A 15,689-nucleotide genomic window follows, 5' to 3' on the forward strand; every position below is an offset into this window, starting at 1 on the left:
CCTGTCCGCACAGTGGTCGCCAGTCGTTAAAAAGCGGTTCGAATTGTCATGATCCGGCAGCGTCCGGAAGCTAGCGTTACCAGATGCTTAAAGCCCCCGGTTGCCCTTTGGGGGCAGCGCCGCTACATCGGTGGCAACCCGATTTCCACGCTTCAGCTCCGGATTCAAGGATCCCACTCCTTTAAGGATCAATATGGCTCGCCAGTTCGTCTATTTCATGCAGGGCCTCACCAAGGCCTATCCGACCCGCAAGGTGCTGGATAACGTTCATCTGTCGTTCTATCCGGACGCCAAGATCGGCGTGCTCGGCGTCAACGGTGCTGGTAAGTCGACCCTGCTCAAGATCATGGCGGGCATCGACAAGGACTATACCGGCGAAGCCTGGGTCGCCGAAGGCGCTCGTGTCGGCTATCTCGAACAGGAACCGCATCTGGATCCGGCCAAGAATGTTCGCGAGAACGTGATGGAAGGTGTCGCCAAGCAGAAGGCGATCCTCGATCGCTACAACGAACTGGCGATGAACTATTCCGACGAGACCGCCGATGAGATGACCAAGCTGCAGGACGAGATCGAGGCCCAGGGCCTGTGGGATCTCGACAGCAAGGTCGACCAGGCGATGGACGCGTTGCGCTGCCCGCCCGACGATGCCGACGTCACCAAGCTGTCGGGTGGTGAACGCCGCCGCGTGGCCCTGTGCCGCCTGCTGCTCGACCAGCCGGAACTGTTGCTGCTCGACGAACCGACCAACCATCTCGACGCCGAATCCGTGTCGTGGCTGGAAGGTCATCTGCGCAACTATCCGGGCGCCATCCTGATCGTGACCCACGATCGTTACTTCCTTGATAACGTTACTTCGTGGATTCTTGAACTCGATCGCGGCCGCGGCATCCCTTACGAGGGCAACTATTCGTCCTGGCTGGTGCAGAAGCAGAAGCGCCTTGAGCAGGAGGGCCGCGAGGACGCCGCGCATCAGAAGACGCTGGCCCGCGAGCAGGAGTGGATCGCATCGTCTCCCAAGGCCCGCCAAGCCAAGTCAAAGGCGCGCTACCAGCGCTACGAGGATCTGCTCAAGCAGGCCAGCGAGAAGCAGAGCCAGACGGCGCAGATCGTCATTCCGGTGGCCGAGCGTCTCGGCGCCAATGTCGTCGATTTCGAACATCTGAGCAAAGGCTTCGGCGATCGCGTGCTGATCGACGATCTCTCCTTCAAGCTGCCGCCCGGCGGCATTGTCGGCGTCATCGGGGCTAACGGCGCCGGCAAGTCGACATTGTTCAAGATGATCACCGGGCAGGAGAAGCCGGACGGTGGCACCATTACCGTCGGCGAGACCGTGCAGCTCGGCTATGTTGATCAGTCACGCGATGCGCTGGATGACAAGGCGACCGTCTGGGAGGAAATTTCCGGCAAGAACGAGCTGATCCTGCTCGGCAAGAAGGAGGTCAATTCGCGCGGCTATTGCTCGGCCTTCAACTTCAAGGGCGGCGACCAGCAGAAGAAGGTCGGCTCGCTGTCGGGCGGTGAACGCAACCGCGTGCATCTCGCCAAGATGCTGAAGTCCGGCGCCAACGTTCTTCTGCTCGACGAACCGACCAACGATCTCGATGTCGACACGCTCCGGGCCCTCGAAGAGGCGCTGGAGGATTTCGCCGGCTGCGCCGTGATCATCAGCCATGATCGCTGGTTCCTCGATCGTATCGCCACGCACATCCTCGCATTCGAAGGCGATAGCCATGTCGAGTGGTTTGAAGGAAACTTCCAGGACTACGAGAAGGACAAGATGCGTCGTCTCGGTCAGGACAGCATTATCCCGCATCGCGTGAAGTACAAGAAACTGACGCGCTAAGGGGAGACGGCGGGATGTCGGACTGGAGCGCGCAGCAATATCTGAAATTCGAGGATGAGCGGACCCGCCCGGCGCGGGATCTGCTCGCGCAGGTGCCGCTGGCAGAAGCGCGCAAAGTCGTCGATATCGGCTGCGGCCCTGGTAACTCCACCGAACTTCTCGTCAGGCGCTGGCCGGAAGCTGCGGTGGTCGGCGTCGATACCTCTGCCGACATGCTTCGCCAGGCCCGCGAGCGGCTGCCGGCACAGACTTTCATCGAAGCCAATATCGCCCATTGGGTGCCGCCGGCCGGCAGTGACGTGCTGTTCGCCAATGCGGTGTTCCAGTGGGTGCCCGATCATCTGAAGCAGCTCAAGCGCCTCGCCACCGGCTTGCCGCCAGGCGGCGTGCTGGCCGTGCAGATGCCGGACAATCTCGACGAGCCCAGCCATGTGCTGATGCGTGAAGTGGCTTACATGGAGCCGTGGCGCAAGCAGCTCTCGAAGGCAGTGGAGCTGCGCGACTCCTTGCCGAAGCCGGGCACCTATTACGATGCGCTGCAGCCGATCTGTTCGCGCGTCGATATCTGGCACACCGTGTACAATCACGCGTTGGCAGACGCCGCGGCGATCGTGGAATGGGTGAAGGGCACCGGCCTGCGTCCCTTCGTCGATCCGCTCGAAGGTCCGGATCGCAAGGCCTATCTTGCCGAATACACCGCGCGCATCGCAGCGACCTATTTGCCTCACGCGGACGGCAAGGTGCTGCTGCGCTTTCCGCGAATCTTCATTGTCGCTGTGAAGTAGGACCGATGCGGCCAGTTGCCGCGCGGTCGGACATCATGATGTCGGGAACCACCCGCTATAAGCCCGCATTGCAGACCGCACCGAAGATTCTCCCGACAACGAGACCTCCCGCATGTCCATGACGCCTGAAACACCGCTCCCGCCGAAGCGCCATGCGATGCGCCCGATCCCGGTGCTGATCTTCGGATCGCGCTGGCTGCAGCTGCCGCTCTATATCGGGCTGATCATCGCCCAGGGCGTCTATGTGGTGCTGTTCCTGAAGGAATTGTGGCATCTCATCACCCATAGCTTCGATTTCAGCGAGCAGCAGATCATGCTGGTGGTGCTCGGCCTGATCGACGTGGTGATGATCTCGAACCTTCTGGTGATGGTCATCGTCGGCGGCTACGAGACCTTCGTGTCTCGCCTCAACCTGCGGGGACATCCGGACGAGCCGGAATGGCTCAGCCACGTCAATGCCAGCGTGCTGAAGATCAAGCTGGCGATGGCTATCATCGGCATCTCGTCGATCCATCTGCTGCGCACCTTCATCGAGGCCGGCGGGCTCGGCAATACCGGTTCGCGCACCACGAATTTCACCGAAACCGGCGTGATGTGGCAGACCATCATCCATGTGGTGTTCATCATCTCGGCGGTGGGCATCGCTTATGTCGACAAGCTGTCGAACAGCGTCGAGGTGAACGGGGCCGGGAAGCACAAGGCCGATCACGGAGCGCACGGGCATTGAAGGCACAACGCAGGCAATCAGCTCTTCGCGCGCTGCTTTGCGGCGCTCTGATCGCCTTCGTGCTGCCTGCATCCCTCGCATCCGCTGCCGACGCAGCTTTCAACAGTTTCATCGCCTCGCTCTGGCCCGAAGCCCAGAAAGCCGGCGTATCGCGGCGGATCTTTGACGACGCGACGCGCGGCCTCGAGCCCGACTACAAGCTGCCCGATCTCCTGCTGCCCGGGCGTCCCGCGACGGGAGCGCCGGCGCAGGCGGAATTCGTGCAGGTGCCGGCCGACTATCTGAAGGAAGCCAGCATCGCACGCCTCGCAGCGGAGGGGCGCCGCCTCTACGATCAACATCGCAAGACACTGCAGGCCATCGAGCGGCAGACCGGTGTGCCCGGCGCCATCATCCTGGCGATCTGGGGCCGCGAGACCGACTACGGCCGTCACAGGCTGCCTTATGATGGCATCCGCACGCTGGCGACGCAGGCCTATGTCGGCCGTCGCAAGGAGCAGTATCGCGGCGAATTCATCGCGGCGCTGAAGCTCATCGAGAGCGGCGTGGTCTCGCGTCAGGATCTGCGCGTGTCGTGGGGCGGCGCCACCGGACTGACGCAATTCCTGCCGTCCGAACTCGAGAAGCACGGCGTCGATTTCGACGGTGACGGCAAAGTGGATATCTGGAAGTCCGTGCCGGATGCGCTGGCCTCGGCTGCTCAGCAGCTCGTCAACAAGGGCTGGCAGCGTGGCCTTCGCTGGGCCTATGAAGTGCGCGCACCGGCCAATGCCGATTGCACCATGGGCGTGCCGGAAGTGACACGACCGATCGGGGAGTGGATCCGTGCCGGCTTCGCACCAGTGCGCGGCGAGAGGGTGAGTGCTGCCGAACAGGCGCAGCAGGCCTCGCTGCTGCAGCCGGAGGGCATCTACGGCCCGGCCTTTCTGACGACGAAGAACTACTTCGTCATCAAGGAATACAATTTCTCCGATCTCTACGTTTTATTCGTCGGCCATGTCGCGGATCGTATCGCGGGCGGTCAGCCCTTCGCCACGCCATGGGCGGCGACCAAGCAGCTCCGGAGTACCGATGTCGAGGCGATGCAGCGCCACCTCACGTCGCTCGGGCTCTACAGCGACAAAGTCGATGGCAAGGCCGGTATGAAGACGCGCGCGGCGCTCGGCGCCTTTCAGAAATCAGCGCGCCTCAAACTCGATTGCTGGCCGAGCGAAGCCGTGCTGCGGGCCATGAATGCGCGATAAGATGACTGCGATAAGTATGCCCCGCATACAAAAGAAAAACCCGGCAGCGTGAGCTGCCGGGTTTTTGATTGAGGCCGTGAGGCTGCGCTTAGTCGCAAACCTCGACCGGGCGGTAGCGCCAGACGCCGCGATAGTCGTCCCAGACGCGCTGACGCACGACGCGGCAGGCCGGTTCGACATACACGGGGGCAGGCGCGTAGCCGTAGCCGTAGACCGGCGCGGGACGGCTGGCAGCGATGGCGCCGCCGAGCAGGGCGCCGCCGATCAGGCCGCCGGCAACGCCGGCAGCAATACGGCCGCCATCGGCCTTGGCGGCGGGCGCCACGGCCACAAGCGAAGCCGCAATCGTCGCAGCGGCAACCAGAGCGGAAACAGTCTTCTTCATTTCAAGTCTCTCCCACAAGGACGCCGCGAGCGGCGCGTTAAAGGTTCTCACGCGAGATTCGAACTGACAGCCATTTCAAAGCCCAACCGTCAATCCGGCGTAAACACTCACGAAGCAGTGGCTCGAAAAAGCGGTTTTTTCGCGCCACTTCAAGCCATGCACACCGGAATTGATCTGGTTCGATGTGCAGTGAATTTCTCAGACCTCAACCACAAACGCGAACGCGGCGGAAGCGCCAGCCATAGCCATCCCAGAAGCGCTGGCGCTGCCAGTAGCAGCCGCCGTAATAGCCGGGGCCGGCGACGTAGGCCGGGCCGCCATAGTAGCCGTAACCGGGGCCATAGTAACCTGGCCCATAGTAACCTGAGCCGGCAGCGATAGCGCCGCCAAGCAGGGCGCCGCCAATCAGGCCGGCCGCGACACCAGCTCCGACGCCGCCGCCGTGATGCCAGTGTTGTGCGCTCGCGGTGGTCGGCGCGGCCGCAACGGCCAGCGTGGCAACGGCGGCAAGGGCCATCAGGGTCTTCTTCATGGCGTCACCTCATTCGCTTCCGATACGCATCAAGTAGCGCAGTATGCGGCCAAAAGTTTCACATCCGACTTGAATGATCAATGAACGTAACCGCGCTGATTTGGCCGCAAATTTATAGCCGGCAACAATTGGACGCAGGGTCGGGCGAACGGGTTCAAGGGTGGGTTTTGCGGTTTTATATTACCCTTGATAAGGCTGCGAAGGCCGAATTTTCCCATGTTTAGATTCGTTCCAGATTGTGCAGGCGGATCAGTAGTTTGGAATAGCTTGAAGGTGCGCGTTTTGGCTTTGCATCCGGGCGGGAGCTTCCATATCCAGAATGTGTACCGACCTGCGAGCGTGCCTTCAGCTAATGATCGTTTGTTCCTGCAACGTCTTTTCAGACCATGATATCCGCAAGGCCGTCGCCGGGGCTCAGCCTCCGCGGACGCCAGGGCAGGTCTATGGTTGTCTAGGCTGCAGCGCCCAGTGCGGGCGATGCGCGCGGACGATCAAGAAGATCATGGACGAGGCGCTCGGCGCTTGTGCCAAATCTTGCTGCGCCGGCTGCCCGCATACGGCGGCTCATGGCTCGGCGGCCGAGATCGAGATGCCCGTACCGGTTGAGATGAACGCTGCTGCGACTCTCGGCGTTGCCGCCTAAGACCCTCTCATCACAAAACAATCCGAATTCTTTTAATTTCGGCGCGTTGCGGATCGCGGCAGGCTTGTCCTCCCTCTGAAACTAATTTAGAAGCATTCTAAATTCAGTTCGGGCCATTTTGGTTTGGCCGGGCAAGAGGAGAGAGTCATGAAAGGCGACCCGAAAGTCATCGATTATCTCAACAAGGGTCTGCGCAGCGAGCTGACGGCCATCAACCAGTATTGGCTGCATTTCCGCCTGCTCAACCACTGGGGTCTCCTGGACATGGCCAAGATGTGGCGCAAGGAGTCCATCGAGGAAATGCACCACGCCGACCGCTTCACCGACCGAATTCTGTTCCTGGACGGTTTCCCGAACATGCAGGTGCTCGATCCGCTGAAGATCGGCCAGAACGTCAAGGAAATCATCGAATGCGATCTCGCCGCCGAGATCGGCGCCCGCACGCTGTATGAAGAAGCGGCGACTTATGCACACAGCGTCAAGGATTACGTGTCGCGCGACCTGTTCGAGTCGCTGATGAAGGACGAGGAAGGCCATATCGATTTCCTCGAAACCCAGCTCGACCTCATCGAGCGCATCGGCATCGAACTCTACACCCAGAAGCACATGGGCGGCCTCGAAAGCGAGTTCTAAGCTCATCAGCATGATCCCCAAAAGTGGGGACCGGCTTTCGGGAACGATCGTGCTTTGCTGAAAGCGTTGCCTGGCGTCCTAGAGCATTTTTGACCTTGGTAGAGCTGTGCCCCGGGCGCGCTGCAGTGTGTAACGCTGCTGCGCAGGACCGGGACCGTGCAAAGCTCGGCGTTTGTTGCGGTCCCGGCTCTGCGAAGCGGCATAAAGAATGCCGCATCGCGTCCGGGACACGATCCATCAAAGCAGAAACTGCCTAATAGATGCCGGGCAGTCTCACCCGTCCCGTCCCGGGATGAGGCGGCGCCGGCATGTCGCAATTCGTGAATGCTGCCCGGATCGCCGTCCATGCGCCGGACACGGGATATTCGACCGCGGTGCGTCCGCCGTCGATCGATCTGATTCTCACATACAGCGTCCGCGCCTTTTCCAGTTCGGCAACGAAGGTGGCAATTGCCTCGCGGTCCTCGATGATGACAACCCTGTTGTTGCGCAGGATGCGCACGGCCACGCCTTCATGGCCGGGCAGGTCATCGAAGCGATAGCCAAGCACGGTGTTCGCGCGGGTGCCGATCCGGAAGTCGAACGCGAAGCGGATCAGAGGCTCCCTGCGTTCCAGACATGTAAGCAGGAGCGACGAGACGCGTGGATATTCGACATTGCTGTTCGAGGCTTCCGCGTAAACGAAAGCGCCTGGCAACTCGGCGCCGCTCACGCGATCGAACTGATGCGTAATCCACCAGTCGTGGACTCTTGTCTCGCCCGCCTCGGTGACGAAGGGATCGCGTGCACAGCCGCAAAGCGCAAGGCTTGCAGCCAAGACAACGCAAATGGACGCCACGCCACGCACAAAAGCTCTCCCCAAGCTGACATAATATGCAACTTTAGGGTGTCATTTGCAATATCGGGTGTGGCGTCAGTCCGGCGGTCGTGATGGACCTGTGGCGGCGGTCGCTACAGGTTCTTTCGGTAGGCGATTTCGATTTCACCCTGGGTCATGGGGGTCTCGCCCGCGGACTTGGTGTCGGCCTTGGTCTGGTCGAACACCATTTCCGAGATCGACGGCATCACGTCACGTTTTACCTGCACGTCCGGTGACCACAGCTTTGAGCGCATCAGCGCCTTGCCGCAATGGAAATAGGCTTCGGTGACAGTGATGCACAGGACCGCGCGCGGCGGCTTGCCGAACTCTTCCATGGTCGCCATCAGTTCCGGATCCTTCGACAGTCTGGCGACGCCGCTGACGCGCAGCGTGTCGTCGATGCCGGGGACGAAGAAGATCAGCTGCACATGGCCGCTGCCGTTCAGCACGTTCTGGAATGTATCGATACGGTTGTTGCCGGGACGATCCGGCAGCCGCAATTCGGTGGGCGAAGCGATCTGCACGAAACCGACACCACCGCCGCGCGGCGACGCGTCGACAGTGCCGTCGGGGCCGGACGAAGCGAGCACGCAGAAGGGCGACAGCGAGATGAACTTGCTGGAATGCATATCCAGAGTCGGCCGCGCTTTCGCGATCACACGCGGATGCGGGGCGGGGTAAATTTCGCGCAGCTTTTCGGTGGTCACGTCGGTCACGGCAGTCTCCGGTCGAAATAATGGTATTTGAGCTAGCACGCAGTCATCGCGCCGCAAAGCATGTCGGCCGCACGCCCGGTCAGGATCGATCGACGATCACCGTGTTAGGCCGGTCGTTGCCGGCGGCCGTCTCCTCATGCCATTTGCCGTTCTCGTCCTCGTAGGAAATCACTTCGGTGCGGCCGGGCGTGCGTTGTTCCGCTGCGGCGCGGCGGGCGGCGGCAAGGGCGCGCTCGCGGGTCGGATAGGGTTCGGAAAACACGGCGCCGACTTTATAGGCCCAGCCGCCATCATGTTCGACGATCACATAGGTCACTTCCGCCATGTCGCTCTCGCTTGTCTTGCGCCGCCCCGCCGGGATCATACCGCATCGGCGGGCACGAAGCAGCTGATGACGACGCCGTCGCCGCGGCGGATATACCAGACCACCGCTTCGCCCACCGGATTGCCGCGATCGCGGATGATGGCGCGATCAGGAACCTGCATCCAGACGCCGTCGATCGGGACCCAGTAGGCGCCGCCGCGCACATCATATTCGGTGCGATGGCCGTCGGAGATATCGCAGCAGGGCACGCCGGTGGGGCTGACCACGCTTTTGAACCAGTTTCGGATATGTTCGGGGACATCGGCGAACTGGCCGCGATCGACGGCATGGGCCGTCGGGGCGATGGCCATCGCCATCGCAAGGAAGACAAGCCGCATTACTGACCGCATGCGAAACCTCACATCGGTTATGCCGGAGCGGCTGCGCCGCGACTCAGTCCGGCACTTCGAATTGTCCCGACAATTAAGCCTGAGCCGTGGCGAAGATGCATGCACAAATGAAAGGCCATGCACCGAAGATCGTTGCAGCGCGGCAGCCCGCAGCGCGCTCCGCACCTTGGCTTGCGCCTGCGCCATGCTAGCATTCGCACAAGCGGCCCGATGAGGCCGTCGCATGGGAGGATCATGATGCCGCCTTATCTGCGCGCCGCCTTGGTCGGCGTCATCGCCACATTTGCGTCCTTTGCCACACACGCAGCTGATTACCCCGCGCCGAAAGAGGCCGACTGGATCGCAAAGGATTTCAAGTTTCACACCGGCCATGTGATGCCGGAGCTGAAGCTGCACTACACCACCATCGGCTCGCCTGCGGGGCAGCCGGTGCTAGTGCTGCACGGCACCGGCGGCTCCGCGCAAAGCATGCTGACACCGGCTTTCGCGGGCGAATTGTTCGGTGCCGGGCAGCCGCTCGATGCGAGCAAATATTACATCATCATTCCCGATGGCATCGGCCACGGAAAGTCGTCGAAGCCGTCCGACGGCATGCGCACGGCGTTTCCGAAATACAATTACGACGACATGGTGGACGCGCAGCATAGGCTGATCACCGAAGGACTCGGTATCCGGCATATGCGCCTGGTGATCGGAAATTCCATGGGCGGCATGCATGCCTGGATCTGGGGCAGCAAATATCCGGACACCATGGATGCGCTGGTGCCGATGGCCGCGCAGCCGACCGAGATGAGCGCGCGCAACTGGATGATGCGGCGGATGATGATCGAGACCGTGCGCGCCGATCCCGACTACAAGGGTGGCAACTACACATCGCAGCCCGGCATGATGAAATATGCGTCCGTCATGTTCGGCATCGCCACTGCGGGCGGCACGCTGGCCTATCAATCGCTGGCGCCGACATCGGCAGCGGCCGACAAGAATGTGGATGATCGATTGAAGGCGCCGTTTACGGCGGACGCCAATGACTTCATCTATCAGTGGGAGTCGTCGCGCGACTACAACGCGTCGAGCGCGCTGGAGAAGATCGCGGCATCGGTGCTTGCCATCAATGCCGCGGATGACGAGCGTAACCCGCCGGAGACGGGATTGATGGATGCCGCGATGAAGCGGATCAAGCAGGCAAAGATGTTGCTGATCCCGGCCAGCGCCGAGACGCGCGGCCATCTGACCACGGGTTCGGCGAAGTTTTACGCGAAGGAACTGCAGGAGCTGCTGCAGACGGCGCCGCAGCGGACGATGTGAGCGACCAACTCACTTGTCGTTGCCTGGCTTGACCGGGCAACCCAGTCGACACCGGCATATGCGGATGATCACTGGCGTCCCCGTTTATTGGATCGCCCGCTCCCAGCGCGCAATTGGGCGCCAGGGCGGGCGATGACAGTTGTCATAATCGGAGGAGCCAGTGCGAAGGACCTCAATCGTCCTTCTTTTTCCGCTTCTTCTTTTTCTTGCCGTCGTCGTCCTCGGTGGGCTCCGCCACGGCGGCTTCCGCTTCGACCATTGCGGCGACGCGCTCCGCCATTTCCTGTTGCTCGCGCAGCAGTGCGGCTTCACGCTCGGCTGCCTCGCGTTCGCGCGTCTTGCGATGGTCCTCCCACGCGTCGAAGATCATGTGCAGCCAGGGCAGGATCTGTTCGAAGCTCGGCAGTGTGCCGGGCGGGCCCTGTTCGCCGCGCGGCCCCGGCTCGCCCCGAATGCCGGTCGGCCCCTGCGGGCCTTGCTCGCCACGCGGTCCCTGCGGTCCGGCCTTGCCCTGCGGTCCGGCAGGGCCGGCCTTGCCAGGTGGGCCTTGATCGCCGCGCGGGCCTTTCGGACCAGCTTTGCCGGGAGCACCTGGCTTTCCGGGGATGCCGGGCTTGCCCTGTGCCCCTTCGGGACCGGGGCGACCGGGATGACCCTGCGGCCCCGGTGCGCCCGGCTCGCCGCGCGGGCCGCGTAATCCGGCCCGGCCGATCGTCTCTTTCGCCACGCTCGTCACTCCATTCGTGATTCCGATTGCGTGGTTTTTAGCAGGGGAAGGATGACGGCATCAATTCGCGGGACATTCCATCTCGACGCGAACCTGTTTCGCTCTGCCGGCGTCAAAGGGGCGGCTCACAGGAAACAGGTCATGCTGCCGTCCACGCGTCTGAAACTCGCTTCGTCATTGTTTGGTGCCCTCGGAGCGCTCGGCATGTTCTGGTGGAGCGGCGCCTATAGCGTCGTCAACGCTTTGCTGCTGGCCTTCTGCGGGGCGGGCGCCGGCTCCGGTCTGTATTGGCTGATGCGCGGATGCATCGTGCGTGGCCGGGTGCCCGAGCACTAGCTGCTGGCCGGCACGTCGATGCCGTCGGCGGAGTATTGCCTGATCTTGTTGCGCATGGTGCGGACGGAGACGCCGAGCACGCGCGCCGCGCGCGTCCGGTTGCCGTCGCAGCGCGCCAGTGTCTGCAGCATCAATTCGCGCTCGACTTCCTCGACGGTGGCGCCGACGAGCATCGGCACCACGTCGCTTGGCTCCGACGCCGGCACCAGCGCTTCGATGGCGGAGGCGTTATCGCAGCCATCAATGGAATCGGTGTCGGGGCATGTCCGCGCAGCGCAATCGTCGCGGATAGAACTCTGGGGCATCGGCAACCTCCCGATCAACGCACGCTTCGCGGGCGCAAAGCGATACATCGAGACCAAACGGCACCCCAGCCGTACCGGCAGGGTGGGCGCGTTTGGTTAACGGGAGGTTAATGAGGGGCTGTTGTCCTCGACGAGGCGTCACCTCCTCGAACCGTCATACGCCGCGGGCCTAGCGCATGCCGAAGCGGGCGATGCTGTTATAGGAATCCACCAGTTGATTGTAGTCGCGCAGCAGCCGTGCCGGCGAGCCTTCCACCATCCAGGCGCTGCCCGGCTGCATCATCATCTTCTGGCCGGATGTATACGGCACCTTGTCACGGATGCGGCGCATCAGCTGTTTGGACGTCACCAGCACCGACTTCGCATTGCTGCCGAACATCGACGAGACCTTGCCGCCATCGGCCGCATTGGCGTCCTCAAACCCCTTCACCGTGGCTTCATAATCGCTCACCGCCTTGGTGATTTCATTGATATCCGGCTTGTCGGTGTCTTGCAGGCGCAGCACGCGCTTGGCGTCGATCATGACGGCTTCGACATAATAGCGCGTCTTCTTGCCTTCCTCGGCTTCGATCTGCTTGAGCTGTTCGAGCTTGCGCTTGTCATTGATGGCATCGACGCCGGCGCGGAGGTTCTTATCGGCGGCGGAAAACGCATCCCAGGCGGCGACCAGTTTGGGGTGCAGGGCCTTGCCCTTCGCCATCTTGTCGTCCTTGTAGTTCTCCTGCGTGTAGTAGTCGTCCGCTTCCTTGAGCAGCGGCCCGAGCGTCGTCACCGCACTGACATAGGCGGAGGCGGCCGCCTCCAGCGCCGCATCGCGCGGCTCCAGCGCATTGGCGCTCTCGACGTTCTTCTTGCAATCGTCGGTATCGTAGATCGTATAGGTGCCATAGATGATCCGCTCCTTGCCCGTGGGACCGGATTTCGCCGCCCAGCTGAAATAGCGCGACTGCGAGTCATAGGCGCGCGCCGACAGCCGATTGATGCAGCCCACATAGGCATTGAGCTTTTCGGTCGCGGTGGATTTTTGCGCAGCGGCGGGCGTAGTATGCGCCGAGGCCAATGCCAGGGTAGCACCGGCAGCAACAACGAATGCGCGAAGTGAAATCATCGATCAGGTCTCCAACGCCTTATAGCGGCATGCTTCGTGATGACGGCGAAAATAGGGGAGGGACGCCCACGCAGCCAGAGCAGGCGCGCATGGCGCTATGTCACTGTCATGACATTGGACGTCGCAAGAGGCGGTGAAGGTTCACGCAATTCGGTCAATTTCGGTGATGGAGAAGCTGCAATCTTCAATTGCATCGCGTGTGTCTGTGGAGCCAATGTGAGACGTTTGATAGATGCTGACGGATGTCCTCAGTTTAGATGGGCCGGTCATCATGTGGAAAAGATACGCGCGCAGATCTGCAGAGGTCGGCAATCATCGCGATTGCGTGGTGTCAGGGCAATGCGGCCGACAGTTTCAGCAAATTCCAAGCCGTGTATCGTTGCGACCTCAGGGAACGCCTCAAGCTCATCTACGTGACAGGTGATCCGGAAAACCCTCTCAACCGGTGTCTTGTGGTCAGCGTGTCGTCCACGATTACGTCCAATGCATTTTCTCTGCACGGAACAGCCGCGTCCGTTGCGAAGCCTCGTCGGGATTCTGGATAACAAAACCGGGCCATGAGCGAACAGTCTACCGGCCCTTGAGAGCCGTCGCCGCGCTGGACAGACTGGGCTTCGACACCAACGATAGGGCCGGCAATTTCCGCATCGACCGCGCCGTCGATGCGGCCGTCGATTTTGCGTCGCTCACCGATCTCACGCTCCGCGCGCTGCATGACGGCTATGGCGCGCGCAGCGACACGAAATTGACGTTCAACGCGCCGTTCGCGCCGAATCGTCCCGCTGCTTGCGCGCCGATTTCCTGACGGTGAGGTGTTCGCTCAAACAGCAGGGCCGGGCGTGAGCCCGGCCCTGTGATCGATTGTGGTTAATAGGACCTGGAGGCCCGAAGGCCTCACAGCGCCTTGTTACTGTCCTTCACCGCCTGTGCCTGGACATAGACCTGTTCGCCCATGTCCTTGAACTTCTGGCTCATGCTGGCCATGCCGTCTTCGATCACGCCACTCATGGTCATGCCCATGCTCGCCTTGCCGCCGAGAGATAGCGCCGCTTTCTCGTTGTCACCGAGCGTCGCTGCGTAGTCGCGGACATCCTGCGTGATCTTCATCGAGCAGAACTTTGGTCCGCACATCGAGCAGAAATGCGCGACCTTGTGGGCTTCCTTGGGCAGGGTCTCGTCATGATAGGCGACGGCGGTTTCCGGATCGAGGCCGAGGTTGAACTGGTCCTGCCAGCGGAAGTCGAAACGCGCACGGGAGAGCGCGTCGTCGCGCAGCTGGGCTGCGGGATGACCCTTGGCGAGATCCGACGCATGAGCCGAAATCTTGTAGGTGATCACGCCGACCTTGACGTCGTCGCGGTTGGGCAGGCCGAGATGTTCCTTCGGCGTCACATAGCAGAGCATGGAGCAGCCGAACCAGCCGATCATGGCGGCGCCGATGCCCGAGGTGATGTGGTCGTAACCCGGCGCGATGTCGGTGGTCAGTGGTCCCAAGGTATAGAACGGGGCTTCGCCGCATTCCTTGAGCTGCTTGTCCATATTGATCTTGATCTTGTGCAGCGGCACATGGCCGGGGCCCTCGATCATCACCTGGCAGCCCTTCTTCCAGGCGATCTGCGTCAGTTCGCCGAGCGTTTCTAGTTCGGCGAATTGCGCGCGGTCGTTGGCGTCGGCGATGGAGCCGGGGCGCAGGCCGTCGCCGAGCGAGAAGGAGACGTCATACTTGCGCATGATGTCGCAGATCTCGTCGAAATGCGTATAGAGGAAGCTCTCCTTGTGATGCGCGAGGCACCACTTGGCCATGATCGAGCCGCCGCGCGAGACGATGCCGGTGACGCGGTTGGCGGTGAGGTGGATATATTGCAGGCGCACGCCGGCATGGATGGTAAAGTAGTCCACGCCCTGTTCGCATTGCTCGATCAGCGTGTCCTTGTAGAGCTCCCAGGTCAGCTTGACCGGATCGCCGTCGCACTTCTCCAGCGCCTGATAGATCGGCACGGTACCGATCGGAATCGGCGCGTTGCGCAGAATCCACTCACGGGTGGTGTGGATGTTGCGGCCGGTGGAGAGGTCCATCACGGTGTCGGCGCCCCAGCGGATCGCCCACACCATCTTGTCCACTTCCTCCTCCACCGACGAGGTCACGGCGGAGTTGCCGATATTGGCATTGATCTTGGTGAGGAAGTTGCGGCCGATGATCATCGGCTCGAGTTCGGCGTGATTGATGTTGCAGGGGATGATTGCGCGGCCGCGCGCGATCTCGCTGCGCACGAATTCCGGCGTAATGAACAGCGGCACTTCGGCGCCAAAACTCTCGCCATCGGCACGCGCGGCCTCGGCGCGCTCGAGCTGCTGCTTGCGGCCGAGATTTTCGCGCTCGGCGACATAGATCATCTCCTTGGTGATGATTCCCTTGCGGGCGAATTCGAGCTGGGTGATCGGCGCGTCGCCGATACCGCGCAGCGGCTTGTGATGCGCCTTGAAGGCGGCGGCGGCATGAGAGGCGCCGACGTTGCCGTTGTCTTCCGGCTTGATCTGGCGCCCTTCATATTCCTCGACGCCGCCGCGCTCTTTCACCCAATCCTGGCGGGTGCGGGCGAGACCATTGTTGACGTCGATCAGCACGTTCGGATCGGTATAGGGGCCCGAGGTGTCATAGACCGGCAGGTTCGGCTCGCCGGCGCCTTCGGACAGAATGATCTCGCGCAGGGGCACGCGGAGGTCCGGTGCGCTCTCCGGGATCGAATAGAACTTGCGTGACGACGGCAGGCTGCCGGTGGTGACGGCGGGAAGGGTGGTATCGGGATTGGAGCGGATGTTCATGGGA

At 61.9% G+C, this 15,689-nt stretch carries 19 protein-coding genes; 9 read left to right on the forward strand and 10 right to left on the reverse strand.

The window, feature by feature from the left end; all coding sequences use genetic code 11:
• Positions 1–193 precede the first annotated feature (193 nt).
• From ettA to E0H22_RS08535, 4 genes are all read left to right on the forward strand, one after another.
• Positions 194–1,843: an energy-dependent translational throttle protein EttA gene (gene ettA / locus E0H22_RS08520; protein ID WP_233025231.1), complete on the forward strand. Its 1,650-nt coding sequence runs from the start codon at positions 194–196 to the stop codon at positions 1,841–1,843.
• Between the two features lie 14 nt (positions 1,844–1,857).
• Positions 1,858–2,628: a trans-aconitate 2-methyltransferase gene (gene tam, locus E0H22_RS08525; protein WP_233025232.1), complete on the forward strand. Its 771-nt coding sequence runs from the start codon at positions 1,858–1,860 to the stop codon at positions 2,626–2,628.
• A 112-nt stretch (positions 2,629–2,740) separates the two neighbouring features.
• On the forward strand, positions 2,741–3,355 hold the full coding sequence (locus E0H22_RS08530) for a TIGR00645 family protein (protein WP_233025233.1): 615 nt from the start codon (positions 2,741–2,743) through the stop codon (positions 3,353–3,355).
• 59 nt (positions 3,356–3,414) lie between these two features.
• On the forward strand, positions 3,415–4,599 hold the full coding sequence (locus E0H22_RS08535) for a lytic murein transglycosylase (RefSeq protein WP_430715232.1): 1,185 nt from the start codon (positions 3,415–3,417) through the stop codon (positions 4,597–4,599).
• An 88-nt stretch (positions 4,600–4,687) separates the two neighbouring features.
• On the opposite strand, the gene E0H22_RS08540 is transcribed toward E0H22_RS08535, so the two are convergent.
• Positions 4,688–4,984, reverse strand: a complete 297-nt coding sequence (locus E0H22_RS08540) for a hypothetical protein (RefSeq protein WP_233025234.1) — start codon at positions 4,982–4,984, stop codon at positions 4,688–4,690.
• Positions 4,985–5,189: 205 nt separating this feature from the next.
• Positions 5,190–5,516, reverse strand: a complete 327-nt coding sequence (locus E0H22_RS08545; protein WP_233025235.1) for a hypothetical protein — start codon at positions 5,514–5,516, stop codon at positions 5,190–5,192.
• A gap of 352 nt (positions 5,517–5,868) precedes the next feature.
• On the opposite strand from E0H22_RS08545, the gene E0H22_RS08550 reads away from it, so the two are divergent.
• Positions 5,869–6,159 (forward strand): (2Fe-2S)-binding protein, encoded by a 291-nt coding sequence (locus tag E0H22_RS08550; RefSeq protein ID WP_233026217.1) that lies wholly within the window; start codon positions 5,869–5,871, stop codon positions 6,157–6,159.
• Positions 6,160–6,306: 147 nt separating this feature from the next.
• Positions 6,307–6,792 carry a bacterioferritin gene (gene bfr / locus E0H22_RS08555; protein ID WP_233025236.1) on the forward strand — a complete coding sequence of 162 codons (486 nt, stop codon included), beginning with the start codon at positions 6,307–6,309 and terminating at the stop codon, positions 6,790–6,792.
• 253 nt (positions 6,793–7,045) lie between these two features.
• On the opposite strand, the gene E0H22_RS08560 is transcribed toward bfr, so the two are convergent.
• The 4 genes from E0H22_RS08560 to E0H22_RS08575 form a co-directional block, all read right to left on the reverse strand.
• Positions 7,046–7,609: a hypothetical protein gene (locus E0H22_RS08560; RefSeq protein WP_233025237.1), complete on the reverse strand. Its 564-nt coding sequence runs from the start codon at positions 7,607–7,609 to the stop codon at positions 7,046–7,048.
• 134 nt (positions 7,610–7,743) lie between these two features.
• Positions 7,744–8,367, reverse strand: a complete 624-nt coding sequence (locus E0H22_RS08565; protein WP_233025238.1) for an MSMEG_1061 family FMN-dependent PPOX-type flavoprotein — start codon at positions 8,365–8,367, stop codon at positions 7,744–7,746.
• Positions 8,368–8,446: 79 nt separating this feature from the next.
• On the reverse strand, positions 8,447–8,692 hold the full coding sequence (locus E0H22_RS08570) for a DUF2188 domain-containing protein (protein WP_233025239.1): 246 nt from the start codon (positions 8,690–8,692) through the stop codon (positions 8,447–8,449).
• 35 nt (positions 8,693–8,727) lie between these two features.
• Positions 8,728–9,081, reverse strand: a complete 354-nt coding sequence (locus E0H22_RS08575; RefSeq protein WP_233025240.1) for a hypothetical protein — start codon at positions 9,079–9,081, stop codon at positions 8,728–8,730.
• A 237-nt stretch (positions 9,082–9,318) separates the two neighbouring features.
• On the opposite strand from E0H22_RS08575, the gene E0H22_RS08580 reads away from it, so the two are divergent.
• A complete protein-coding gene (locus E0H22_RS08580) occupies positions 9,319–10,386 on the forward strand; it encodes an alpha/beta fold hydrolase (protein WP_430715268.1) in 1,068 nt (355 codons plus the stop codon).
• A 172-nt stretch (positions 10,387–10,558) separates the two neighbouring features.
• On the opposite strand, the gene E0H22_RS08585 is transcribed toward E0H22_RS08580, so the two are convergent.
• Positions 10,559–11,113 (reverse strand): collagen-like protein, encoded by a 555-nt coding sequence (locus E0H22_RS08585; RefSeq protein WP_233025242.1) that lies wholly within the window; start codon positions 11,111–11,113, stop codon positions 10,559–10,561.
• Between the two features lie 141 nt (positions 11,114–11,254).
• Between E0H22_RS08585 and E0H22_RS08590 the strand changes: the two genes are divergently transcribed.
• The gene (locus tag E0H22_RS08590) at positions 11,255–11,449 is read left to right on the forward strand and encodes a hypothetical protein (protein ID WP_233025243.1); all 195 of its coding nucleotides are present in this window, start codon (positions 11,255–11,257) and stop codon (positions 11,447–11,449) included.
• Here the strand turns inward: E0H22_RS08590 and E0H22_RS08595 are convergent.
• Together E0H22_RS08595 and E0H22_RS08600 are read right to left on the reverse strand one after the other, a co-directional pair.
• Positions 11,446–11,754, reverse strand: coding sequence for a helix-turn-helix domain-containing protein (locus tag E0H22_RS08595; RefSeq protein ID WP_233025244.1), 309 nt, complete (start codon positions 11,752–11,754; stop codon positions 11,446–11,448). The two genes, E0H22_RS08590 and E0H22_RS08595, sit on opposite strands and share 4 nt — an antisense overlap.
• 169 nt (positions 11,755–11,923) lie before the next feature.
• Entirely contained in the window at positions 11,924–12,862 is a 939-nt protein-coding gene (locus E0H22_RS08600) for a YiiG family protein (protein ID WP_233025245.1), read from the reverse strand.
• Positions 12,863–13,307: 445 nt separating this feature from the next.
• Between E0H22_RS08600 and E0H22_RS26035 the strand changes: the two genes are divergently transcribed.
• Complete coding sequence (locus E0H22_RS26035) at positions 13,308–13,667, forward strand: TY-Chap domain-containing protein (protein WP_430715233.1); 360 nt, start codon at positions 13,308–13,310, stop codon at positions 13,665–13,667.
• Between the two features lie 89 nt (positions 13,668–13,756).
• On the opposite strand, the gene thiC is transcribed toward E0H22_RS26035, so the two are convergent.
• Positions 13,757–15,685, reverse strand: a complete 1,929-nt coding sequence (thiC, locus tag E0H22_RS08610) for a phosphomethylpyrimidine synthase ThiC (RefSeq protein ID WP_233025247.1) — start codon at positions 15,683–15,685, stop codon at positions 13,757–13,759.
• Between the last annotated feature and the right edge of the window lie 4 nt (positions 15,686–15,689).

Source organism: Rhodopseudomonas boonkerdii (assembly GCF_021184025.1).
Lineage (GTDB): Bacteria > Pseudomonadota > Alphaproteobacteria > Rhizobiales > Xanthobacteraceae > Tardiphaga > Tardiphaga boonkerdii.